Here is a 23760-nt window from a genome sequence, read left to right as displayed (position 1 = left end):
GGTAAAAAATCCTGTAAACTTACACAATACAGGTAACAGGATGATTGACCATGACAAATCAACCAACGGAAATTGCCATTGTCGGCGGGGGGATGGTCGGCGGCGCGCTGGCGCTGGGACTGGCGCAGCACGGATTTACGGTAACGGTTATCGAGCATGCTGTGCCCGCGCCGTTTGTGGCTGATGGACAGCCGGATGTGAGAATTTCGGCCATCAGTTCCGCCTCGGTATCGCTGCTTAAAGGGCTGGGCGTCTGGGATACGGTGCAGGGGATGCGCAGCCATCCTTATCGTCGGCTGGAGACGTGGGAATGGGAAAATGCTCATGTGGTGTTTGATGCTGCAGAGCTTAAGCTGCCGTTGCTGGGTTACATGGTGGAGAATACCGTCCTGCAACAAGCGCTCTGGCAGGCGCTGGAAGTTCACCCTAAAGTTACGTTGCGCGTGCCCACATCGCTGATTTCTTTACATCGACATAATGACCGGCATGAACTTGAGCTGGCAGAGGGTGAAAAAATCAACGCGAAGCTGGTGATCGGTGCTGATGGTGCCAACTCTCAGGTACGCAAAATGGCCGGGATTGGCCTTCATGCCTGGCAGTACGCGCAATCTTGTATGCTGATAACTGTCCAGTGTGAAAACGCACCCGGAGACAGCACCTGGCAGCAGTTTACTCCTGACGGTCCGCGTGCGTTTTTACCGTTGTTCGACGACTGGGCCTCGCTGGTGTGGTACGACACCCCGGCGCGTATCCGCCAGTTACAAAGCTTAAGCATGGCGCAACTCCAGACAGAGATAGGCAAACACTTCCCATCGCGACTGGGTAACGTGTTGCCTGTGGCGGCAGGCGCATTTCCACTTACACGTCGTCATGCGTTGCAGTATGTCCAGCCGGGACTGGCGCTGGTCGGTGATGCCGCACATACCATTCATCCATTGGCGGGGCAGGGCGTAAATCTGGGATTTCGCGATGTCGATGCACTGATTGACGTGCTGGTGAATGCCCGCAGTTACGGTGAGTCCTGGGCTAGCCAGCCAGTACTGAAACGCTATCAGAATCGCCGCATGACCGATAATTTCATCATGCAGAGTGGCATGGATTTGTTCTACGCCGGGTTCAGTAATAACCTGCAACCGTTGCGCATCATACGTAATCTGGGACTCATGGCCGCAGAGCGCGCAGGCGTGCTGAAACGCCAGGCATTGAAGTATGCGCTAGGGTTGTAGCTCGAGTGGCGCCTGATGTCGTTACGCTTATCAGGCCTACATGACTTGTAGGCCGGGTAAGGCTTGTCGTCACCCGGCGTTAGAAAAGCAAAAAGCTCGCCGAAGCGAGCTTTTTTAAGATGGCTGGGGTACGAGGATTCGAACCTCGGAATGCTGGTATCAGAAACCAGAGCCTTACCGCTTGGCGATACCCCAACGGGTGCACCCACAAAGTGGATGACTTCTTTAATATGGCTGGGGTACGAGGATTCGAACCTCGGAATGCTGGTATCAGAAACCAGAGCCTTACCGCTTGGCGATACCCCAACAATTTTTTGGATTTACCGGGTTAACCCGATACATCTTAATATGGTGGCTACGACGGGATTCGAACCTGTGACCCCATCATTATGAGTGATGTGCTCTAACCAGCTGAGCTACGTAGCCAAATACTAACACATTCTTCGATGGCTGGGGTACCTGGATTCGAACCAGGGAATGCCGGTATCAAAAACCGGTGCCTTACCGCTTGGCGATACCCCAATGACCGTCGCGGTGAACCGCTTTATCGAAGAAAAAATGGCTGGGGTACCTGGATTCGAACCAGGGAATGCCGGTATCAAAAACCGGTGCCTTACCGCTTGGCGATACCCCATCCGTGCAACGCTTACGGTGAATGGTGCGGGAGGCGAGACTTGAACTCGCACACCTTGCGGCGCCAGAACCTAAATCTGGTGCGTCTACCAATTTCGCCACTCCCGCAAAAAAAGATGGTGGCTACGACGGGATTCGAACCTGTGACCCCATCATTATGAGTGATGTGCTCTAACCAGCTGAGCTACGTAGCCATCTTTTTTTCGCGTAACCTTATCGGCGTTGCGGGGCGCATTATGCGTATTGAGCCTTGAAGCGTCAACCCCTTTTTCATTGAAAATAGCCGGAATGTGACTGTTTGGTTAGGTTGCGAACAGCATGACGCAATATTCGGCAATTATTAGTTATTAATTGTTTTTTCGCGCGTTAAATCGACATAAAAAAAGAGCCCCGAAGGGCTCTTTGCTGATGATTCGCTTACTTATAGGCTGACTGATGCACGCCAACCGCGCGACCAGACGGATCGTTCATGGTTTTGAACGCTTCATCCCATTCAATGGCTTTTGCTGAAGAACAGGCAACAGAAGGGCCACCAGGAACACATTCAGCCGCGCTGGCTACCGGGAACAGTTCTTCAAAAATCTCACGATACAAATACGCTTCTTTAGACGATGGCGTGTTATACGGGAAGCGGAAGCTGGCGGTTTCCAGTTGTTGGTCGGAAACTTGCTCTGCAGCGACTTCTTTCAGCGTGTCAATCCAGCTGTAACCGACGCCGTCAGAGAACTGCTCTTTCTGACGCCACGCCACGCTGGCGGGCAGATACGATTCAAAACATTCGCGCAGGACATGTTTTTCCATTTTTCCGTTGCCGCACATTTTGTCCTGTGGGTTGATGCGCATTGCCACATCAAGGAATTTTTTGTCCAGGAAAGGCACACGGGCTTCGACACCCCAGGCAGACATTGCTTTGTTGGCACGGGCGCAGTCGAACATGTGCAGCGCCTGCAGTTTACGCACGGTTTCTTCATGCAACTCTTTCGCGTCTGGCGCTTTGTGGAAGTAGAGATAACCGCCAAACACTTCGTCTGAGCCTTCGCCAGATAACACCATTTTAATGCCCATTGCCTTAATCTTGCGCGACATTAAGTACATCGGCGTTGAAGCACGAATGGTTGTGACATCATAGGTTTCGATGTGATAAATCACGTCGCGAATAGCATCCAGACCTTCCTGCACGGTGAAATGGATCTCATGGTGGACAGTACCAAGGTGGTTTGCCACTTCCTGCGCGGCTTTCAGGTCCGGTGCACCTTCGAGGCCTACCGCGAAAGAGTGCAGTTGCGGCCACCAGGCTTCACTGCGTTCCTGATCTTCTACACGACGCGCCGCATACTTTTTCGTGATGGCGGAAATAACGGAGGAGTCCAGACCACCGGACAATAGTACTCCGTAAGGAACGTCGGACATCAGGTGACTTTTCACGGCATCTTCCAGTGCCTGACGCAGCTCGTTTTTATCCGTAACGTTGTCTTTTACTGCATCGTAATCAAACCAGTCACGCTGGTAATACTGACGAATTTCGCCGTCTTTACTCCACAGATAGCTACCGGCCGGGAATTCTTTAATCGTACGGCAAACAGGAACCAGCGCCTTCATTTCAGACGCAACATAGAAGTTGCCGTGTTCGTCGTAGCCCATATACAGTGGGATGATCCCGATGTGATCGCGGCCAATCAGGTAAGCGTCCTGCTCGCTGTCATACAGTGCGAAGGCAAACATGCCTTGCAGCGAGTCGAGGAACTCAGGACCTTTTTCCTGATACAGCGCAAGGATAACTTCGCAGTCAGAACCGGTCTGGAACTGATAGCGATCGCCGTATTCAGCACGCAGCGCCTGATGGTTATAAATCTCACCGTTAACAGCCAGGATATGTGTTTTCTTCACATTATACAGCGGCTGAGCGCCCGCATTGACGTCGACAATAGACAGACGTTCATGCGCCAGAATGGCGTTATCACTGGCGTAAATACCAGACCAGTCCGGGCCGCGGTGGCGCATCAGACGGGACAATTCCAGAGCCTTTTTACGCAGTTCAACTGCGTCTGTTTTAATATCGAATACGCCAAAAATAGAACACATAACCTTCTCCGTTAACCTGTTGCGTGATGCTTTTTATGTTTGCTTGATAAAGAAAATGCCGCAAAGCCGCTGGGGGCGCAAGGAGTTTGGCGTGCTGAAAATAAAAAACTCAATGATGATTGTTGAATGGTGAAAAAAGATTACGTAATGAGCGCATTTATTGATGAATCATCAATAAAATGGCATTTTTATTAGATGGTGGGTTCTCTGTTGGCCGAATGAGGCGCTTACACCGTCATCCGGCATTCACGCCGCAACATTGCCGGAGGGTGACGCGCGTGCGTCTTATCCGGCCAGGGGATTAAATCACATCAATCTCTGCAACGGAGGGGTAGATCCAGCTTGGTCTGAATGGCATGTTGTCGATATCGTCAAGCTTGGATACGCCAGACAGTACCAGGATAGTTTCCAGACCCGCCTGGAAGCCTGCCAGAATATCGGTGCGCAGGTTGTCGCCAACAATGACCGTTTCTTCTGAGTGCGCCTGCATTTTGTTGAGTGCCGCGCGAATAATCCACGGGCTCGGTTTGCCGACATAAAACGGTTTACGACCGGAGATCTTCTCAATACCAGCGCAGAGCGCACCACAAGCAGGGTAAAAGCCGCGACCGTGGGTATCCGGGTTAGTGGCGATAAAACGTGCGCCGTTAGCCACAAAGTAAGCCGCTTTATGCATCATGTCCCAGTTGTACGAGCGGGTCTCTCCGACAATGACAAAATCAGGGTTAACGTCGGTAATAGTAAAGCCCGCTTTATACAGCTCATGGATTAACGCACCTTCACCCACCACGTAGGCTTTTTTCCCTTCCTGACGACGGAGAAAATCAGCAGTAGCCATAGCGGAAGTATAAAAGACGCTATCGGGGACATTTACACCCGCAGTGGCGAAGCGGTTTGCCAGATCTTGCCCGGTCTGCGAAGGGTAGTTAGTCAGCAGGACTAACGGTAAACCTTTCTCCAGAATGCCGGTCAGAAATTCTGCCGCACCCGGTACGGCAACATTGTCGTGCATCAGCACGCCGTCGATATCACAAATTACATTCTTAATGGCCATAGACAATCCGACATTAAAAAAAGAAGGCATTACTATACACAAAATACACGCAATCATCCGAGTTGCATCAAGACGGCAAGGGAGTGACAAATTCGTCAGGAACGAATTTGATCAGCCAAAGGCTGACCTCCGGTGAGGAACATGAATGGCCCTCATTCATCCCCTGAGCATACTGAAGTAAGTGGCTGGGGTGAGCCGATCCCGCTAACGCAGAGGCAGCAGGAAGGATGACGTGTATTAGCTCTCCAGCAAACGTTGCAGCAATGAACCATTGAGCATGGCGCGCTTCACCAGCGCAAATGCACCAATCGCTGAACGGTGATCCAGCGTGGAACGTACCACCGGTAAATTGTGGCGAAACGCCTTCAGTGCCTGATTATTAATGCAGCTTTCTATTGCCGGAAGCAGAACTTTATCTGCTTCGGTAATCTCACCGGCAATGACGATTTTTTGCGGATTAAACAGGTTAATCGCAATCGCGATGGTTTTTCCAAGATGGCGACCAACGTGCTCGATAACTTCTGCTGCCAGATTGTCACCTTTATTGGCTGCCTTACAGATCGCTTTGATGCTGCAATCGTCCAGTGTGAGGCGGCTCGGATAGCCTTGTTTCAGTAAATGTTGTACGCGATGTTCAATGGACGCATTGGCTGCGATCGTTTCCAGACAACCAAAGTTACCGCAATGGCAGCGTTCGCCCAGTGGCTCAACCTGGATATGGCCGATTTCACCCACATTGCCGTTGCGTCCGATGAAAATACGCCCGTTGGAGATAATTCCTGCGCCGGTTCCTCGATGGACACGCACCAGAATAGAGTCTTCGCAATCCTGACTTGCCCCAAAATAGTGCTCGGCAAGCGCCAGGCTGCGGATATCATGACCGACAAAACAGGTGACCTGAAACCGCTTTTCAAGAGCTTCGACCAGTCCCCAGTTTTCAACCTGAATATGCGGCATATAGCGGATGACGCCACTTTCGGGGTCAACGAGGCCTGGCAGGATAACGGAGATTGCAATCAGCTCACGGATTTTCCGCTGGCAACTGTCAATAAAGGTGGCAATCGTATTGAGCAGCGCGTGCTCCAGTGTTTCCTGGGTGCGCTCTGGTAGCGGATAATGCTCTTCGGCAACCACTTTGCTGCTCATATCATAGAGCGTCAGCGTGGTGTCGTGGCGGCCAAGGCGAACGCCAATTGCGTGGAAATTACGGGTTTCGGTGACGATAGAGATGGCGCGGCGGCCCCCGGTGGAGGCCTGCTGATCGACTTCTTTAATCAGCCCGCGTTCAATCAGTTGACGCGTAATTTTGGTTACGCTGGCGGGAGCAAGCTGGCTTTGCTCGGCAATCTGAATTCGCGAGATTGGCCCATGCTGGTCAATCAGACGATAAACTGCCGCGCTGTTAAGCTGTTTTACGAGATCAACATTACCTATTTGAGCTTGTCCGCCTGGTGTCATTCTTTCTCTTACTCAGTAACGACCTCGTTGCCATTAACGATGGTCTTGATAATTTTAAAGTCGTGCGTGAACGCGGTCAGGTTGGCTACGTTGCCTGGCGCGATACTGCCGAGTTGTTTGTCGACGCCAATGGCGCGAGCAGGGTAGAGCGTTGCCATACGCAGGACTTCGTCCAGTGCGATACCGCAATGTTCAACCAGATTGCGTACGCCTTCGATCATGGTCAATGATGAACCGCTCAGTGTGCCGTTCTCATCAACACACAGTCCATTGCGGTAGTATATTGTTTTACCAGCGAAAATGAACTGTTCAATGTTTGCACCCGCCGGTGCAGTTGCGTCGGTCACCAGGCACAGTTTGTCACCTTTCAGGCGTTTGGCATTGCGGATGTTGGCATAGTCAACATGCATGCCATCGGCGATGATACCGCAATAAATATCGGCCTCATCAAGAATCGCACCTGCCAGACCTGGTTCGCGGCCGGTAATATAAGGCATCGCGTTGAACAGATGTGTTGCAAAGGAAATGCCCGCACGGAAACCGATTTTTGCTTCTTTCAGCGTTGCGTTAGAGTGGCCCGCAGACACCACAATACCTGCACTCACCAGTTGGGTGATTACTTTGGCAGGAACCATTTCAGGCGCCAGCGTCACTTTGGTGATGACATCCGCATTATCGCACAGGAAATCGACCAGCGCAGCGTCTGGTTGGCGGACAAAACTCGGATTATGCGTCCCTTTTTTCACCAGATTCAGCCACGGACCTTCAAGGTGTAGCCCTAATGCCTGATTTGGATGCTTAGCGAGGTATTCACGCATGACGCGAACGCCCTGCTTCATCAGGTCATCGCTGGTGGTGATTAGCGTTGGCAGATAGTTGGTGCAGCCCGATTTCTCATTGGCTTTCTGCATGATTTCCAGCGTCTCAACGGTAACGGCCTCTGCCGTATCGTTAAACTGTACACCGCCACAGCCGTTTAACTGCACATCAATAAAACCGGGGGAGACAATGGCCCCATTCAGTGAGCGCTGTTCAATCCCTGACGGCAATTCAGACAGTGGGCAAACGCTATCGATCAGGCCATTGGCGACAACAATCGCATGGTCATCAAGAATTTCGTGACCGGTAAAAATCCGGCCCTGGGTTAAAGCATACATTCCGACCCCCCGATTTCAAAAAAATGCCGCCCTGCAAGTTTTCGGCAGGGCGGAGACATCATTACAGACCTTTAATATTTTCCGCTTCTAACTCGTTAAAGTATTTCAGCGTCTTCACTTTCAGTTCCATAGTGGAAGGCTCATCGCAGACCACAACCGCTTTCGGATGCAGTTGCAGACAGCTGATAGTCCACATGTGGTTAACGTTACCTTCAACAGCCGCCTGCAGCGCCTGAGCTTTCTGGTGACCCAGTACCAGGATCATCACTTCTTCAGCATCCAACAGGGTGCCCACGCCTACGGTCAGTGCATATTTAGGCACCTGGCTTACGTCGCCGTCAAAGAAGCGTGAGTTTGCTACGCGGGTGTCGTGGGTCAGCGTTTTGATACGAGTACGGGAAGCTAAAGAAGAAGCGGGTTCGTTGAACGCAATGTGCCCATCGTTACCTACACCGCCCATAAACAGATGGATTTTACCGTAAGAACGGATTTTCTCTTCGTACTGACGGCATTCTGCATCAATATCCGGCGCGTTACCATTGAGGAGGTTGATGTTTTCTGCTGGAATATCAACATGATCAAAGAAGTTACGGTGCATGAAGCTGTGATAGCTTTCCGGATGCTCTTTCGGCAGGCCAACATATTCGTCCATATTGAAAGTGACAACATGTTTGAAGCTCACCTGGCCCGCTTTGTGCATTTCGACTAATGCTTTATAGGCAGTCAGCGGAGTACCGCCAGTTGGCAGGCCCAGAACGAACGGACGATCTGCCGTTGGTTTGAACGCGTTAATACGGTTAACGATATGGCGAGCAGCCCATTTGCCGACTTGTTCAGCGGTATTCAGGGGGATCAGTCTCATTCTTCACCTCAAAAGTAAATGTAAGCAGTTGGCGGATTGAGTCTCTGTGCAGTATTAAGCGTAACCTGGTTTTGCATCGGTAAGGATCAATCCGTTTCGATTTTTTGAATGATAAAATAAGTTTTCGTAGTTAGCCAGTGTAAGGGAGGGTTAATAACGATATTTGGTGATAGTAATCACAAAAAACACGCTTTTAATTTGCGATACGAATTAATTTTTCACACACTCTGAATGTAGATGAATGGTTAATGTTGTTGTTCCAGAATCTCTTGCTGTTGCAGTCAGGAATGGTCGCACAATAAAAATATGGCTTCAAAGGAGCCTAATCGGGGTCTCGTAGGGGGAATAAAATGAATATTTTAGGTTTTTTCCAGCGGCTGGGTAGGGCGTTACAGCTCCCCATCGCGGTGCTGCCAGTCGCGGCACTGTTGCTGCGATTCGGCCAACCAGATTTACTGAACGTACCCTTCATCGCGCAAGCGGGTGGGGCTATCTTTGATAACCTCGCGTTAATTTTTGCTATCGGTGTGGCTTCCAGCTGGTCTAAAGACAGCGCGGGTGCGGCAGCGCTGGCAGGTGCGGTTGGTTATTTCATATTGACCAAAGCAATGGTTACCATTAACCCGGCGATCAACATGGGCGTCCTGGCGGGTATCATCACCGGTCTGGTCGGCGGCGCGGTGTATAACCGTTGGTCTGGCATCAAACTGCCTGATTTCCTGAGCTTCTTCGGCGGTAAACGTTTTGTACCCATCGCCACTGGCTTCTTCTGTCTGGTGCTGGCTGCTATCTTCGGCTACGTGTGGCCGCCGGTGCAGAACGCCATCCATGCGGGTGGTGAGTGGATCGTGGGCGCTGGCGCGCTGGGTTCCGGTATTTTTGGCTTCATCAACCGTCTGCTGATCCCTACCGGTCTGCATCAGGTTCTGAACACCATCGCCTGGTTCCAGATTGGCGAATTCACTAACGCTGCAGGTACGGTATTCCATGGTGATATCAACCGCTTCTACGCGGGTGACGGCACTGCGGGTATGTTCATGTCTGGCTTCTTCCCGATCATGATGTTTGGTCTGCCGGGTGCGGCACTGGCGATGTACTTCGCCGCGCCGAAAGCACGTCGTCCGATGGTCGGCGGTATGCTGCTGTCCGTTGCTATCACCGCATTCCTGACCGGTGTTACCGAGCCGCTGGAATTCCTGTTTATGTTCCTGGCGCCGTTGCTGTACCTCCTGCACGCTGTTCTGACAGGTGTCAGCCTGTTTGTTGCGACGCTGTTGGGGATTCATGCGGGCTTCTCCTTCTCCGCAGGTGCTATCGACTATGTGTTGATGTACAACCTGCCGGCTGCAAGTAAGAACGTCTGGATGCTGGTCGTCATGGGCCTGGTGTTCTTCGTTATTTACTTCGTCCTGTTCAGCGCGGTTATTCGTATGTTTAACCTGAAAACGCCGGGTCGCGAAGATAAAGAAGACGAGATTGTTACTGACGAAGCGAACAGCAATACCGAAGAAGGTTTAGCTCAACTGGCTACCAACTACATTGCAGCGGTTGGCGGTACGGATAACCTGAAAGCGATTGATGCCTGTATCACCCGCCTGCGTCTGACCGTTGGCGATTCTGCCCGCGTAAATGATGCGATGTGCAAACGCTTAGGCGCATCGGGTGTGGTTAAACTGAATAAACAAACTATTCAGGTCATCGTGGGTGCGAAAGCTGAATCTATCGGCGACGAAATGAAGAAAGTTGTGGCGCGTGGCCCGGTTGCGGCAGCGTCTACTGACAGTACTCCGGCAGCGGCTGCCCCGGTTGCAAAACCGCAGGCGGTAGCGAATGCGGCCACTATTGAAGCACTGGTTTCTCCGATTACCGGTGATGTGGTTGCACTGGAGCAAGTGCCTGATGAAGCATTCGCCAGCAAAGCAGTGGGTGACGGCGTGGCGGTAAAACCAACGAATAAAATCGTGGTTTCTCCGGCAGCGGGTACCATCGTGAAAATCTTCAACACCAACCATGCCTTCTGTCTGGAAACAGAAAAAGGCGCGGAAATCGTGGTCCATATGGGTATCGATACCGTGGCGTTGGAAGGTAAAGGCTTTAAACGTCTGGTTGAAGAAGGTGCGATTGTTGCAGCAGGTCAACCGATTCTGGAAATGGATCTGGAATACCTGAACGCGAACGCACGTTCCATGATTAGCCCGGTAGTTTGCAGCAATAGCGATGATTTCGGTGGTCTGGTTGTTAAAGCCGAAGGTCATGTGGTTGCCGGTCAAACACCACTGTACGAGATTAAAGCTAAGTAAGTCGCTTGTTGCCGGTAGGGTGGATAAGGCGTAAGCGCCACCATTCGGTAATATGAGATGAATCAAAAGCGGCGGGGGAAATCCTCCGCCGCTTTTTTTTGCAGCGATTGCCCGCATAATAGCTGTCAGATACGTATTTTGCGTAACTAAAGGTTGTCAGTCAGTCCTGCTTATAAGATCATATGCCGTTATACGTTGTTTACGCTTTGAGGAATCCACGATGAGTGAGGCTGAAGCCCGCCCGAGTAACTTTATTCGTCAGATCATCGATGAAGATCTGGCCAGTGGTAAGCACACCACTATCCATACCCGTTTTCCGCCGGAGCCAAATGGCTATCTGCACATTGGCCACGCGAAATCCATTTGTCTGAACTTTGGTATTGCGCAAGATTACCAGGGCCAGTGCAACCTGCGTTTTGATGATACGAACCCGGTTAAAGAAGATATCGAGTACGTTGAATCGATTAAAAATGACGTTGAATGGTTAGGTTTCCACTGGACTGGCGACATTCGCTACTCGTCGGATTACTTCGATCAGCTACATGCTTACGCGGTAGAACTTATTAACAAAGGTCTGGCGTATGTCGACGAACTGTCTGCTGACGAAATCCGTGAATACCGTGGCACGCTGACTCAGCCTGGTAAAAATAGCCCGTTCCGCGATCGCAGCGTTGAAGAGAACCTCGCGCTGTTTGAAAAAATGCGTACCGGTGGTTTTGAAGAGGGTAAAGCCTGCCTGCGTGCGAAAATCGATATGGCTTCGCCGTTTATCGTGATGCGTGACCCGGTGCTGTACCGCATTAAGTTTGCTGAACACCATCAGACTGGCAACAAGTGGTGCATCTATCCGATGTACGATTTCACCCACTGCATCAGCGATGCGCTGGAAGGCATCACACATTCACTGTGTACGCTGGAATTCCAGGATAACCGTCGTCTGTACGACTGGGTGCTGGACAACATCACCATTCCTGTTCATCCGCGTCAGTACGAATTCTCGCGCCTGAATCTGGAATACACCGTGATGTCCAAGCGTAAGCTGAACCTGCTGGTGACCGACAAGCACGTTGAAGGCTGGGACGACCCGCGTATGCCGACTATCTCGGGTCTGCGCCGTCGTGGTTACACGGCTGCTGCGATTCGTGAATTCTGCAAACGCATTGGTGTGACCAAACAGGATAACACCATTGAAATAGCTTCTCTGGAATCCTGCATCCGTGAAGATCTGAACGAAAATGCACCGCGCGCGATGGCCGTTATCGAACCGGTGAAACTGGTTATCGAAAACTATCCGCAGGGCGAAAGCGAACTGGTAACGATGCCTAACCATCCGAGCAAGCCGGAAATGGGCAGCCGTGAAGTGCCGTTCAGTGGTGAAATCTGGATTGACAGGGCTGACTTCCGCGAAGAAGCCAACAAGCAGTACAAGCGTCTGGTAATGGGCAAAGAAGTCCGTCTGCGTAATGCTTATGTTGTTAAAGCCGAGCGCGTAGAGAAAGATGCGGAAGGTAATATCACCACCATTTTCTGCACCTACGATGCCGATACCCTGAGCAAAGATCCGGCCGATGGACGTAAAGTAAAAGGCGTTATTCATTGGGTAAGTGCGGCTCATGCGCTGCCGATTGAAATCCGTCTGTACGATCGTCTGTTCAGCGTACCAAACCCTGGCGCGGCGGAAGACTTCCTGTCCGTCATTAACCCGGAATCGCTGGTGATTAAACAGGGCTATGGGGAGCCTTCGCTACAGGCTGCGGTTGCTGGTAAAGCGTTCCAGTTCGAGCGTGAAGGGTACTTCTGCCTCGACAGCCGCTATGCAACAGCTGACAAACTGGTGTTTAACCGCACCGTGGGTCTGCGCGATACATGGGCTAAAGTAGGCGAATAAACCGTCGTTACGCATCCTTTCAAGCGCCGCACTCTGCGGCGTTTTTTTCGCCTGAAAACGGTTAGCAGACTCTATTTGCGCAGCGAAATAATTGTTATTCAGGAATGATTTTTGCCGTTTATATTTTTCTAAAAAAACCTTGCGTTATCAGCCACTCTGGACTGAAACCGATTTCATCTTTATGGAAAACAAGCCTTTTTTCAATTCTTCAACGCTTTTTTATCTTCCAATGAAAATGTAACAGAAAGCAATGAAATATGTGCGGTTGCTCATGTTCTTACATACTGGTTACAAAAAGAGATTGATAATTCGCGTCGCGAAAAATAGTCTATTCATTGTAGTCAATGAGGTTTTCTCAGCGCTACTTTTTTATTTTTGCTTTTTCGCTGACCGCTTTTATCGGCAGCATTTTATACCCAATGAATTTCGAGTTGCATCAAGGCGGCGACGCAGTGAATTCCCGGGAGCGTACATCAGTACGTGACTGGGATGAGCGAGGAAAGCCAACGCAGATGCGGCTTGAAAGACGAAGGGTTATACGTCAAAGAGGATTAACATATGCGTACGTTTAGTGGCAAACGTAGTACGCTGGCGCTGGCTATCGCCGGTATCACAGCAATGTCGGGTTTTGTTGTCGCTCCCCAGGTTCACGCCGAAGGTTTTATTGATGACTCTACTTTAACTGGTGGCATTTATTACTGGCAGCGTGAGCGTGACCGTAAAGATGTGACCGATCATGACAAATACAAGACTAACCTTTCTCACTCCACCTGGAACGCAAACCTCGACTTCCAGTCCGGTTACGTGGCGGATATGTTTGGTATTGATGTCGCAGCATTTACCGCTATTGAAATGAATGAAAGTAGCGAAAGCGGCCATCCAAACGAAATCGCATTCTCTTCAAAAAATAAAGGCTATGACGAAGATTACTCCGGCGATAAGAGCGGGATTAGCCTGTATAAAGCGGCAGCTAAATTTAAATTTGGCCCGACCTGGGCGCGCGCCGGTTATATTCAACCAACCGGGCAAACTCTGCTGGCACCACACTGGAGCTTTATGCCTGGTACCTATCAGGGTGCTGAAGCCGGTGCCAACTTCGATTATGGCGATGCGGGTGCGCTGAGCTTCTCCTATATGTGGGCCAACGAATATAAAGCTCCGTGGCACACCGAAGTCGATAAATTCTATCAAGCCGATAAAAAGACCAAAGTTGATTACCTCCATTCAATCGGCGCAAAGTATGACTTCAAAAATAACCTGTTGCTGGAGGCAGCATTCGGTCAGTCTGAAGGCTACGTCGATCAGTATTTCGCCAAAGCCAGCTACAAATTTGATCTAGGCGGTAACCCATTTACAACCAGCTACCAGTTCTACGGTGCCCGCGATAAGGTTGATGACCGCACGGTTAACGACATTTATGATGGCACGGCCTGGCTGCAGGCACTGACCTTCGGCTACAAAGTGGCAGAAGTCGTTGATCTGCGACTGGAAGGGACCTGGGTTAAAGCTGACGGGCAGCAGGGCTACTTCCTGCAGCGTATGACTCCGACCTATGCGTCTTCAAACGGTCGTCTGGACGTTTGGTGGGATAACCGCTCTGACTTCAACGCCAATGGTGAAAAGGCCGTGTTCTTCGGCGCGATGTATGACCTGAAGAACTGGAACCTGCCAGGCTGGGCTGTGGGTGCATCCTACGTTTACGCGTGGGATGCTAAACCGGCTACCTGGCAGCTCAACCCGGATGCGTACTACGACAAAAATCGTACTATCGAAGAGTCGTCTTACAGCCTGGATGCGGTCTATACCCTGCAGGACGGCCGTGCGAAGGGCACTATGTTTAAACTGCACTTCACCCAGTACGACAACCATTCAGATATTCCGAGCTGGGGCGGTGGTTACGGTAACATCTTCCAGGATGAGCGTGACGTGAAATTCATCGTTATTGCTCCGTTCACCATCTTCTAATGCCGACAGCGGCAGGCCGCAAGCCTGCCGTTTTGTTGAGGAGTGTGTTATGAAAAAGCTGATACTCATCGCCGTCATGGCATCAGGGCTGGTTGCCTGCGCGCAATCACCAGCGCCGAAAGAAGATAGCCATCTTAAGGAAGCTTACAGTGCTTGTATCAATACTGCGCAGGGCTCGCCGGAGAAAATCGAAGCCTGCCAAAGCGTGTTGAATGTGCTGAAGAAAGAAAAACAGCACCAGCAGTTTGCCAATGAAGAAAGCGTGCGCGTACTGGATTACCAGCAGTGTATCCAGGCAACGCGTACGGGTAACGATCAGGCCGTTTCGGCCGATTGCGACAAGGTCTGGCAGGAAATTCGCAGTAATAATGCGGCGAAATAAAACGTGGTATGAACAAGAACGGGCGGAGAGATCTCTTCGCCCGTTTGCATTTTAGCGTTGTTTTTCAATTGCCCACTTGAGTAATGCCGCACAACGGTAAAATCCGTGGGCAAATTTTCCGTATGGGATGGTCAGAAATAGCGCTATGACGACACCAAGATGAATAGCAAGCAAAATAGCCATCCATGAGGTATCTCTGCCAGCCAACAGCGCCAAGCCCGTCAGACTGGTCAGTAGCAGCAACAGGATAAAACCGCGGTCCATCGGCTTTTGCCTTGCGTCACCTTGTAGCGGTGAGCGTTTAAAATTCAGCCATAGCAAGCCTGCAGGTCCTATAACCAGACCAATACCACCCAATGTGCCAAGGATTACCGGGATGCTGAAAAACGGGTAGGGGGCTTCGATACCGGCGAAGTAGTGGTAGCCTGTCGCCACGACGGTGGCGGCAAAACAGAGCATAAAACCGTAGAAAGTGAAGTGATGAAACCGGCGGCGAATCAGGGTGAAAGCATCATCCGCTTCATTACAACCTTTACCGTGCCCACCATCGAGATATTTCAGCGTCAGCGCATTGTGTGAGGCTTCAGCAATGTCAGCAGGACGCGGTATCCCCGGAGAAATCTCCCGCCAGAAGCGGATCACGCCAGCCATGAGCAGCCCCATCGCCAGAATAAAGACTGAACCAAACATCCATGCCAGCAGGTTGTGCGGGAAAATTTGATAAAAATCTCCAGCCAGCGGAGGATGGAACAGGGAGCCTTTTAACCCCATGGCAAGAAGTAAAAACAGGATCAGGCCGAAAACCAGCGACAGCGTTACGGTCATGCCAGCCCGGCGATAAAGTGCGCCAAAGGTGGCGGGTTGAGTATAGTGTTGATAGGTTTCCAGCCTTACTTCTGCCATCGCTTTCGGTACATTGATAGCAAACTCATGGGGCGGTGCGTATTGACACGCGTGCAGGCAGGCGCCGCAGTTATGGCACAAGTTGGCCAGATAGTTAATATCCGCTTTACCGAATTCCAGACGCTGAGTCATCGCCGGAAAAACGGCGCAAAAACCCTCGCAATAGCGGCAGGCATTGCAGACTTGCATGACTCGTTCAACTTCTGCTTCTGGCTCGGTAAGCATTTTCGCTTCGATAATTAATTTCTCAAGCTGTTTCATGATGCGCCTCCTCACGTGCTGCCAGAGCGGCTTCTTTTCCGGCAATACGGCCAAAGGTGGTCCCTATCGACATGCCTACACCTGCGGTGTAGCCTTTTCCCAGTACGTTGCCCGCCATCATCTCTCCGGCTACGAACAGATTGCGACTTGGAAGCCCGGCAAAATGCACCGCGGCGTGTTCATTCACCTTTAACCCCAGGTAGGTGAAGGTGATCCCTGGACGTAAGGCATAGCCATAGTAAGGCGGCGTATCCAGTGGTCGCGCCCAATGTGTTTTTGCCGGTGTCAGATTTTGTGTTGCACAGTTATCCAGAGTGGTGTGGTCAAAGTGCCCTGGCAGGCAGGCGCTGTTGTACTGCATGACAGTATGGGTAAAGCGCTCAGTATCCAGTCCCAGCTGACATGCCAGCTCTGCTAACGTATTGGCCTGTGCACCAGGAAAAACTGGGGGCATGAAGTGACCGATCGCTTTACTGTCGATAATGGAGTAACCAATTTGTCCGGGCTGGTGGGCAACCAGACGTCCCCAGATGGCATAACGTTTTGGCCAGAAATCCTCACCTTCATCATAAAATCGTTCTGCATCGCGGTTCACTACGATGCCCAGAGAGACACAGTCCACCCGGGTGCAAATTCCGCCGTCATATAAGGGGGCTCGGGCATCAATCGCCACGCAGTGTGATTGCGAGGGTTCGCCGATAATGTCCGCGCCGGCATCGATCATAAATTTGAGTAGTACACCCTGATTAAAGCGCGTGCCGCGAATGAGGAAGTTATCCGCAGGACATTCACCGCGGGCGTTCTCACCCCATGCTTCTCGCAGCCATTCGCGGTTAGATTCAAACCCGCCAGCAGCAAGCACGCAGGTCTTTGCCGGAATGCGCTCTGCGCCAGCCAGTGCTGCCACAAACTTGCCATTATGCAGTTCAAGCGCCTGGACTGGTGTGTTATAGCGGATTTGCACCCCCAGTTTTTCTGCGCTGCGATAATAGGCGTTCACGAGTGCTTTTCCTCCGCCCATAAAGAAGGCATTCGTTCGCGCGACATGCAAAGCGCCAGAAAGTGGAGGTTGAAAGTTAACGCCGTGCTGGCGCATCCAGTCGCGGCATTGGGAAGAGGTACGGATCACCAGCCGTGCCAGTGCTTCGTTGGTATTACCTTCCGTTACACGCCAGAGGTCCTGCCAGAATTCCTCTTCTGGATAGCTCTCCACCAGTACATCCTGTGGCGCATCATGCATACAGCGTAAATTACGCGTGTGTTGGGAGTTCCCTCCGCGCCATTCACGCGGGGCCGCCTCAAGCAGCAGTACCGAAGCGCCTTGCTCCCGGGCGGTTAAGGCGGCACATAATGCAGCATTGCCGCCGCCAATCACCAGAACATCAACCATCGCATACTCCATTACCACTTAACCAATTGTTAAGTTTGTAATTAAAATGTATACGAGTAAGTTGTGGGGACGCTATAACGTGATGCTAAACAGCTCTTTAATTATTGTAAAGGATCGCACCTGGCCAGTTTCCAGATTCCACCAGTTGATGCATCACTTCGTTAGTACCACACGAGCAGCGAGACCTGCCGGGGTGAGTTCATCGTCAGAAAGGCTGACCAAAAAGTTGGGGCGGCTAAGTATGGGGTTATGGATGCCGACCACTCTTAATGTCTCTTTATCGAGATGGGAAATTGCCGCACCGGGCTGAAGTGTTGCACCAATTCCGCTGCGAACGGCGTGCATCAGTAGCGTCAGACCGTCAATTTCTGTGGCGATCTCAATGTTCAGGGCATGCTCCTGGCTGATAGCATCCAGTCTGCCGCGCAGACCATGTCCTGGGCTTGGCATTATCAATGGAATATTAACCAGTTCGGCAGGGGCGATAGTGTCATCCGCAATACCTGCCAGCAAGGTATGAGTACCAATCAAAAATAACCGTTCCTCAAGAATCGCTCTGGCGCTCCAGCGCAGGATTTTTTCCTTCTGAAATACTACGGCCAAATCAATTTGACGGGTATTAATCATTCGTTCCAGATTGCCAGAGAGACTTTCCACTACATGCAGGCGGACATCGGCATAGCTTTCCCGCATGGCGCTGATGAAAGGCATCCCGAGAACGGAAGCTGTGCTGGGGGCCATGCCGACACTGACGTGCCCGGAAAGTCTGGCCTCCCGTGCTGCAAGGATGGCATCGTCTGCGTGGCGTAATGCCAGTTGTGCCTGAGAGTAAAAAGCCAGTCCAGCGCTGGTGGGTGTCACGCCACGAGAAGTCCGTTGCAGCAGACGTATGGCGAGTTCGTTTTCCAGGCGGGTCATTTGCTGACTGAGCGCCGAAACACCGATATTGAGGTCGAGCGCCGCGCTGCCCATGCTGCCGGTTTCTACAATGCGAACAAAATAGCGTAACTGGCGAAGTTCCATTTCGACTCTCCGATGAAGGCAAGGTGAGTTTTAAAGTAAAGCAACATTGAGTTGGAAGGAAGGGGAGAAAGGTCAGATTGAGTCCATAAAAAAAGCCAACCGTAAGGTTGGCTTTTCATAAAGCATCACATTATTTGGCGTCGTGCGCATGATCGTCTTCGCGGCAATCGCCTTCAGCGCAGTGACCGTACAGATAGAGGCTATGGTTAGTTAAACGAATACCATGTTTAGCCGCAATCTCACGTTGACGCGCTTCGATGGAGTCATCGCTGAACTCGACCACTTTGCCGCAGTCAAGGCAAATCAGGTGATCGTGATGATGTTGCTGGGTCAGTTCGAAGACGGATTTACCACCTTCAAAATTATGGCGGGTCACGATACCGGCATCATCAAATTGGTTCAGCACGCGATACACGGTCGCCAGACCAATTTCTTCACCCATGTCGATCAGGCGTTTGTATAAGTCTTCCGCACTGACGTGATGGTTATCCGGTTCCTGAAGAACTTCCAGAATCTTTAAACGAGGAAGCGTTACTTTCAGGCCAGCCTTCTTTAATGCGGTATTGTTGTCAGTCATGCGGAATCTGTCCTGTAGCTAAACGGTTCACTTCATTAACAGAAGTGACAGAAATTGCACTTGAGATAATGCGTATCATTATAGAACTGCCATGCCTAAATGAAAACTGCAAGTCTCTGGCAAATATTGTTAATCAAAACGTGGTATCACCGACAAACACACTGTGCAATACCCGATTGGCATCCAGCCATTGTACAGGGTCAGGCGAAAAAGTTACAAATTTGTAGCAATTATTTTGATTGGTTTTATCTATTGATGCGGCGCAGATGAATATCTACGCCGCACGAAATCAGGCATTGATGATTTCGTCGAGATGCAGCTCTTCAGCGATCTGCTTCACCCATTTTTCTACGCGTTCAGCGGTCAGTTCCGGCTGGCGATCTTCATCGATAGCCAGACCCACAAAGTGGTCGTCATCAGCCAGACCTTTGGACGCTTCAAAATGGTAACCCGCCGTTGGCCAGTGGCCGACGATGGTAGCGCCGCGCGGCTCAATGATGTCGCGGATGGTGCCTAACGCATCACAGAAATATTCTGCGTAATCTTCCTGGTCGCCGCAGCCGAACAATGCCACCAGTTTACCGTTAAAATCAATGTCTTCGAGAGTAGGGAAGAAGTCATCCCAGTCGCACTGCGCTTCACCGTAGTACCAGGTTGGGATGCCGAGCAGCAGAATGTCATACCCTTCCAGGTCTTCTTTGCTGCTTTTTGCAATGTCATGTACATCGGCAACGTCTTTACCAAGCTGTTTTTGAATCATTTTTGCGATATTTTCGGTATTACCGGTGTCGCTGCCGAAAAAGATGCCAGTGATTGCCATGAGTAAAATAACCTCTTGAAACTTATTGAAATGGTGGTGGCGCATTGCCCACGGATAAGGGCAATCATAGCAGAACAGTCCGGCATGCGGAAACAGCAAACATGCGGGACTGCACTCTGTGCTACACGATTTATGATTTAGAGCAGAAATTCAGACTAAGCCTGACCGCGCAATGCGGTGAGTTGGTTCATCAGCATCTCTTCGATGAGTTCACTGCGACTCATGTTGCGCGCTTCCGCCAATTCATTCAGAGCGTCAACGGCATCCGCGTTCAGTTTCAGTTCGACACGCTTGAGTCCACGAACTTTGTCGCGTTTAAGCTGATTACGTTTATTAATACGTAACTGTTCATCACGCGAAAGCGGATTGGTTTTGGGTCGTCCCGGGCGACGCTCCTGCGCGAACAGATCTAATGTCGTACGGTCCGTTTGTTCTTTGGCCATGATCTTGGTGACTTCGGGGAAACAATCAGCCAGGCGTCTGCCCGGATGGATAGCGCGCCATAATACATCAGCAGGGGAGGCGCGCCAACGCCCACGCGCGTAATCGCGCGCGGACGCTGAGTTTTTAATCAGTTAACCTTCTCACTCAGATAACGACGGATAGCGCGCAGCACGGCATCTGGTTTTTCTGCATGTACCCAATGGCCTGCGCCGGCAATAACGTGTGCGCGGGCCAGCGGAAACTGGGCCAGTAATTGCTCGCGATACGCTTCAGTCACATAAGGTGAATTACCGCCGGGGATAAACAACGCCGGATGTTCCCAGGCGGGTAGGGTTTCCCATCCCACGATATGGGGATACTGCTCCCACAACACCGGGACGTTGAAGCGCCACTCGCCCTCGACGAAAGACTTCAGCAGAAACTGGATCACGCCTTCTTCTTGCAAATGCTGACGCATGATGCTCGCAGCCTGCTGGCGTGAGGAAACCTGGGCATCTGTTACCGCATTAATGGCGGCAAAAATCTCATCGTGGCGGCGTACGTGATAGTCAACCGGGGCGATATCGATAGCCACAAGCTGGTCGATCCGTTCCGGTGCGAGAGCAGTGAGCGCCATGACGGCTTTGCCCCCCATGGAGTGCCCAATAAAGGTCGCTTTTTCGATATGTTGCTCATCGAGAGTATCCAACAGATCCTGTGCCATTGCCGGATAATCCATCTCTGGTGAGCGGGGAGAGAGGCCATGATTTCGCATATCGACCTGGATAATATCGTGATCAACGACCAGATCGCGCGCCAGTATGCCCAGGTTATCCAGGCTGCCAAACAGACCGTGAACCAGGACGATGGGAGAATTATTGTGCGGGTTTTGCGCAGATTGCGCTCGGATATTCAATTTCATGGCAAAGTTCTTTTTTTCACACTCACGGGTTAGGGTATCATGTTGACCATTCTGCCACATGGCTGCAACAACTACGGTTACTCCGAGTTTTGCTGGTCACCAGGCTTGACGCTATCCGCTGTCAGGATTTGCCTTTACACTACAGCGTGTAAAGTCCTGACAACTTGTATTCAGCCAAACATTGCACTGGATTAAGATGAAAACGATTGAAGTTGATGATGAACTCTATAGCTATATTGCCAGCCACACCAAGCATATTGGCGAGAGCGCATCCGACATTTTACGGCGTATGTTGAAGTTTTCCGCCGCATCACAGCCTGTCACTCCGGTAGTAAAAGAAGTCCGCGCCGTGCAACCTGTCGTGGAAGCCAAGCCGGTCAACCCCGCGAAAGACAAAGTGCGCGCCATGCGTGAACTGCTGCTTTCCGATGAATATGCGGAACAGAAAAAAGCAGTGAATCGCTTTATGCTGGTGCTGTCTACACTTTACTCACTGGATCAACACGCGTTTGCACAAGCAACAGAATCGTTGCATGGCCGCACGCGCGTCTACTTCGCAGCGGATGAACAGACGTTGCTGAAAAATGGTAATCAAACCAAACCAAAACACGTGCCAGGCACGCCATATTGGGTGATCACCAACACGAATACCGGCCGTAAATGCAGCATGGTTGAACACATCATGCAGTCAATGCAATTCCCCGCGGAGTTGATTGAAAAGGTTTGCGGAACAATTTAATCCTTGCACTAGAAGGACCAGGCAATGGCAATCCACAACCGTGCAGGTCAACCTGCGCAACAGAGTGATTTGATTAATGTCGCCCAGTTAACGGCGCAATACTATGTACTAAAACCGACGGCAGGGAATGCGGAGCACGCGGTGAAGTTCGGTACATCCGGGCATCGCGGTAGTGCGGGTCGTCATAGTTTTAATGAGCCGCATATTCTGGCTATCGCTCAGGCGATTGCCGAAGAACGTGCGAAAAACGGGATTACTGGCCCGTGCTATGTGGGCAAGGATACCCACGCGTTGTCTGAACCGGCATTTATCTCTGTGCTGGAAGTGCTGGCGGCGAACGGTGTTGATGTCATCGTGCAGGAAAACAACGGCTTTACGCCAACACCTGCCGTGTCTAATGCTATCCTGGTCCACAATAAAAAAGGCGGTCCGCTGGCTGACGGTATTGTGATCACACCGTCCCATAACCCACCAGAAGACGGCGGAATTAAATACAACCCGCCAAACGGCGGCCCGGCAGATACCAACGTTACCAAAGTTGTAGAAGACAGGGCTAATGCACTGTTGGCGGATGGTCTGAAAGGCGTGAAGCGTATTCCGCTGGATGCCGCACTGGCGTCCGGTCACGTGAAAGAACAGGATCTTGTGCAGCCGTTCGTGGAAGGGCTGGCAGATATCGTCGATATGGCAGCAATCCAGAAGGCGGGTCTGACGTTGGGCGTTGATCCACTGGGTGGTTCCGGTATTGAATACTGGAAGCGTATTGCTCAGCACTACAACCTGAATCTGACCCTCGTTAACGATCAGGTCGACCAGACTTTCCGCTTTATGCATCTTGATAAAGACGGCGCCATTCGTATGGACTGCTCTTCCGAGTGCGCGATGGCCGGTCTGCTGGCGCTGCGTGACAAGTTCGATTTGGCGTTTGCCAATGACCCGGACTATGACCGTCACGGTATCGTAACGCCTGCTGGACTGATGAATCCAAACCACTATCTGGCGGTCGCGATCAACTACCTGTTCCAGCATCGCCCACAGTGGGGCAAAGATGTTGCTGTGGGTAAAACACTGGTGTCCTCCGCGATGATCGATCGTGTGGTAAACGACCTGGGACGTAAACTGGTCGAAGTGCCGGTGGGGTTCAAATGGTTCGTTGACGGTCTGTTCGACGGTAGCTTTGGTTTCGGCGGCGAAGAAAGTGCGGGTGCATCTTTCCTGCGTTTCGACGGTACACCGTGGTCCACTGACAAAGATGGCATCATCATGTGCCTGCTGGCAGCGGAAATTACGGCAGTGACAGGCAAGAACCCGCAAGAGCATTACAACGAACTGGCGGCGCGCTTTGGTGCACCGAGCTATAACCGAATTCAGGCTGGAGCCACCTCCGCGCAGAAAGCTGCGTTGTCTAAGCTCTCTCCGGAAATGGTTAGCGCCAGCACGCTGGCGGGGGATCCCATCACTGCGCGTCTGACAGCAGCGCCAGGTAACGGCGCATCGATTGGCGGCCTGAAGGTTATGACTGACAACGGTTGGTTTGCCGCACGCCCGTCAGGTACCGAAGACGCTTACAAGATCTACTGCGAAAGCTTCCTGGGTGAAGAACATCGCAAGCAGATTGAGAAAGAAGCTGTTGAGATTGTCAGCGAAGTGTTGAAGAACGCATAAATCCTATGCCGGATAAGACGCTTGCGTCGC

Annotated in this window: 19 protein-coding genes, 7 tRNA genes and 1 pseudogene; 7 read left to right on the top strand and 20 right to left on the bottom strand. The window is 51.3% G+C overall.

Features of this window, described 5'->3' with window-relative positions:
- The first annotated feature begins 50 nt into the window (after positions 1–50).
- A complete protein-coding gene (gene ubiF, locus OGX95_RS03760; protein ID WP_286628356.1) occupies positions 51–1226 on the top strand; it encodes a 3-demethoxyubiquinol 3-hydroxylase in 1176 nt (391 codons plus the stop codon).
- A 120-nt stretch (positions 1227–1346) separates the two neighbouring features.
- Here ubiF and OGX95_RS03755 read toward each other — a convergent pair.
- The 12 genes from OGX95_RS03755 to nagB form a co-directional block, all read right to left on the bottom strand.
- A tRNA-Gln gene (locus OGX95_RS03755) sits at positions 1347–1421 on the bottom strand.
- A gap of 36 nt (positions 1422–1457) precedes the next feature.
- Positions 1458–1532, bottom strand: a tRNA-Gln gene (locus OGX95_RS03750).
- Between the two features lie 43 nt (positions 1533–1575).
- Positions 1576–1652 (bottom strand) — tRNA-Met (locus tag OGX95_RS03745).
- Positions 1653–1673: 21 nt separating this feature from the next.
- Positions 1674–1748: transfer RNA gene (locus tag OGX95_RS03740), tRNA-Gln, on the bottom strand.
- Between the two features lie 37 nt (positions 1749–1785).
- A tRNA-Gln gene (locus OGX95_RS03735) sits at positions 1786–1860 on the bottom strand.
- 22 nt (positions 1861–1882) lie between these two features.
- Positions 1883–1967 (bottom strand) — tRNA-Leu (locus OGX95_RS03730).
- 9 nt (positions 1968–1976) lie between these two features.
- A tRNA-Met gene (locus OGX95_RS03725) sits at positions 1977–2053 on the bottom strand.
- A 223-nt stretch (positions 2054–2276) separates the two neighbouring features.
- Positions 2277–3941 (bottom strand): asparagine synthase B, encoded by a 1665-nt coding sequence (gene asnB, locus OGX95_RS03720; protein WP_286628355.1) that lies wholly within the window; start codon positions 3939–3941, stop codon positions 2277–2279.
- A 301-nt stretch (positions 3942–4242) separates the two neighbouring features.
- Positions 4243–4995, bottom strand: coding sequence for a ribonucleotide monophosphatase NagD (gene nagD / locus OGX95_RS03715; RefSeq protein WP_003022792.1), 753 nt, complete (start codon positions 4993–4995; stop codon positions 4243–4245).
- 237 nt (positions 4996–5232) lie between these two features.
- On the bottom strand, positions 5233–6453 hold the full coding sequence (nagC, locus tag OGX95_RS03710) for a DNA-binding transcriptional regulator NagC (protein ID WP_286628354.1): 1221 nt from the start codon (positions 6451–6453) through the stop codon (positions 5233–5235).
- An 8-nt stretch (positions 6454–6461) separates the two neighbouring features.
- Positions 6462–7610, bottom strand: coding sequence for an N-acetylglucosamine-6-phosphate deacetylase (gene nagA, locus OGX95_RS03705; protein ID WP_286628353.1), 1149 nt, complete (start codon positions 7608–7610; stop codon positions 6462–6464).
- A 61-nt stretch (positions 7611–7671) separates the two neighbouring features.
- Positions 7672–8472: a glucosamine-6-phosphate deaminase gene (gene nagB, locus OGX95_RS03700; protein WP_003022803.1), complete on the bottom strand. Its 801-nt coding sequence runs from the start codon at positions 8470–8472 to the stop codon at positions 7672–7674.
- A 350-nt stretch (positions 8473–8822) separates the two neighbouring features.
- Here nagB and nagE point away from each other — a divergent pair, with 350 nt between their 5' ends.
- The 4 genes from nagE to OGX95_RS03680 all read left to right on the top strand — a co-directional run bounded on the left by nagE (position 8823) and on the right by OGX95_RS03680 (position 15007).
- On the top strand, positions 8823–10772 hold the full coding sequence (gene nagE / locus OGX95_RS03695; protein ID WP_286628352.1) for a PTS N-acetyl glucosamine transporter subunit IIABC: 1950 nt from the start codon (positions 8823–8825) through the stop codon (positions 10770–10772).
- A gap of 220 nt (positions 10773–10992) precedes the next feature.
- On the top strand, positions 10993–12660 hold the full coding sequence (glnS, locus tag OGX95_RS03690; protein ID WP_286628351.1) for a glutamine--tRNA ligase: 1668 nt from the start codon (positions 10993–10995) through the stop codon (positions 12658–12660).
- Positions 12661–13218: 558 nt separating this feature from the next.
- The gene (chiP, locus tag OGX95_RS03685) at positions 13219–14625 is read left to right on the top strand and encodes a chitoporin ChiP (protein ID WP_286628350.1); all 1407 of its coding nucleotides are present in this window, start codon (positions 13219–13221) and stop codon (positions 14623–14625) included.
- A gap of 49 nt (positions 14626–14674) precedes the next feature.
- Complete coding sequence (locus tag OGX95_RS03680) at positions 14675–15007, top strand: ChiQ/YbfN family lipoprotein (protein WP_286628349.1); 333 nt, start codon at positions 14675–14677, stop codon at positions 15005–15007.
- A 51-nt stretch (positions 15008–15058) separates the two neighbouring features.
- On the opposite strand, the gene tcuB is transcribed toward OGX95_RS03680, so the two are convergent.
- The 8 genes and pseudogenes from tcuB to ybfF form a co-directional block, all read right to left on the bottom strand.
- The gene (gene tcuB, locus OGX95_RS03675; protein ID WP_286628348.1) at positions 15059–16171 is read right to left on the bottom strand and encodes a tricarballylate utilization 4Fe-4S protein TcuB; all 1113 of its coding nucleotides are present in this window, start codon (positions 16169–16171) and stop codon (positions 15059–15061) included.
- Positions 16158–17561 carry an FAD-dependent tricarballylate dehydrogenase TcuA gene (tcuA, locus tag OGX95_RS03670; RefSeq protein WP_286628347.1) on the bottom strand — a complete coding sequence of 468 codons (1404 nt, stop codon included), beginning with the start codon at positions 17559–17561 and terminating at the stop codon, positions 16158–16160. The genes tcuB and tcuA overlap by 14 nt, the downstream gene beginning before the upstream one ends.
- 97 nt (positions 17562–17658) lie before the next feature.
- Positions 17659–18584, bottom strand: a pseudogene (gene tcuR, locus OGX95_RS03665) (tricarballylate utilization LysR family transcriptional regulator TcuR).
- Positions 18585–18714: 130 nt separating this feature from the next.
- Positions 18715–19161, bottom strand: coding sequence for a ferric iron uptake transcriptional regulator (fur, locus tag OGX95_RS03660; protein ID WP_271441586.1), 447 nt, complete (start codon positions 19159–19161; stop codon positions 18715–18717).
- Positions 19154–19240: a ryhB-regulated fur leader peptide gene (locus tag OGX95_RS03655; protein WP_100247215.1), complete on the bottom strand. Its 87-nt coding sequence runs from the start codon at positions 19238–19240 to the stop codon at positions 19154–19156. Before OGX95_RS03655 ends, fur begins: the two co-directional genes overlap by 8 nt.
- A 210-nt stretch (positions 19241–19450) precedes the next feature.
- Entirely contained in the window at positions 19451–19981 is a 531-nt protein-coding gene (fldA, locus tag OGX95_RS03650; RefSeq protein ID WP_005121401.1) for a flavodoxin FldA, read from the bottom strand.
- 155 nt (positions 19982–20136) lie between these two features.
- On the bottom strand, positions 20137–20424 hold the full coding sequence (ybfE, locus tag OGX95_RS03645) for a LexA regulated protein (RefSeq protein WP_005121400.1): 288 nt from the start codon (positions 20422–20424) through the stop codon (positions 20137–20139).
- 128 nt (positions 20425–20552) lie between these two features.
- On the bottom strand, positions 20553–21326 hold the full coding sequence (gene ybfF, locus OGX95_RS03640) for an esterase (RefSeq protein WP_286628346.1): 774 nt from the start codon (positions 21324–21326) through the stop codon (positions 20553–20555).
- 196 nt (positions 21327–21522) lie between these two features.
- Here ybfF and seqA point away from each other — a divergent pair, with 196 nt between their 5' ends.
- Together seqA and pgm are read left to right on the top strand one after the other, a co-directional pair.
- On the top strand, positions 21523–22065 hold the full coding sequence (seqA, locus tag OGX95_RS03635) for a replication initiation negative regulator SeqA (RefSeq protein WP_271441588.1): 543 nt from the start codon (positions 21523–21525) through the stop codon (positions 22063–22065).
- 24 nt (positions 22066–22089) lie between these two features.
- A complete protein-coding gene (pgm, locus tag OGX95_RS03630) occupies positions 22090–23730 on the top strand; it encodes a phosphoglucomutase (alpha-D-glucose-1,6-bisphosphate-dependent) (RefSeq protein ID WP_101742411.1) in 1641 nt (546 codons plus the stop codon).
- Positions 23731–23760 lie beyond the last annotated feature (30 nt).

It is taken from the genome of Citrobacter sp. Cu233, assembly GCF_030332225.1.
In the GTDB taxonomy this organism is placed as follows: domain Bacteria; phylum Pseudomonadota; class Gammaproteobacteria; order Enterobacterales; family Enterobacteriaceae; genus Citrobacter.
Note: the sequence above shows the minus strand (reverse complement) of the source record. Positions and strands in the feature narration are given on the sequence as shown.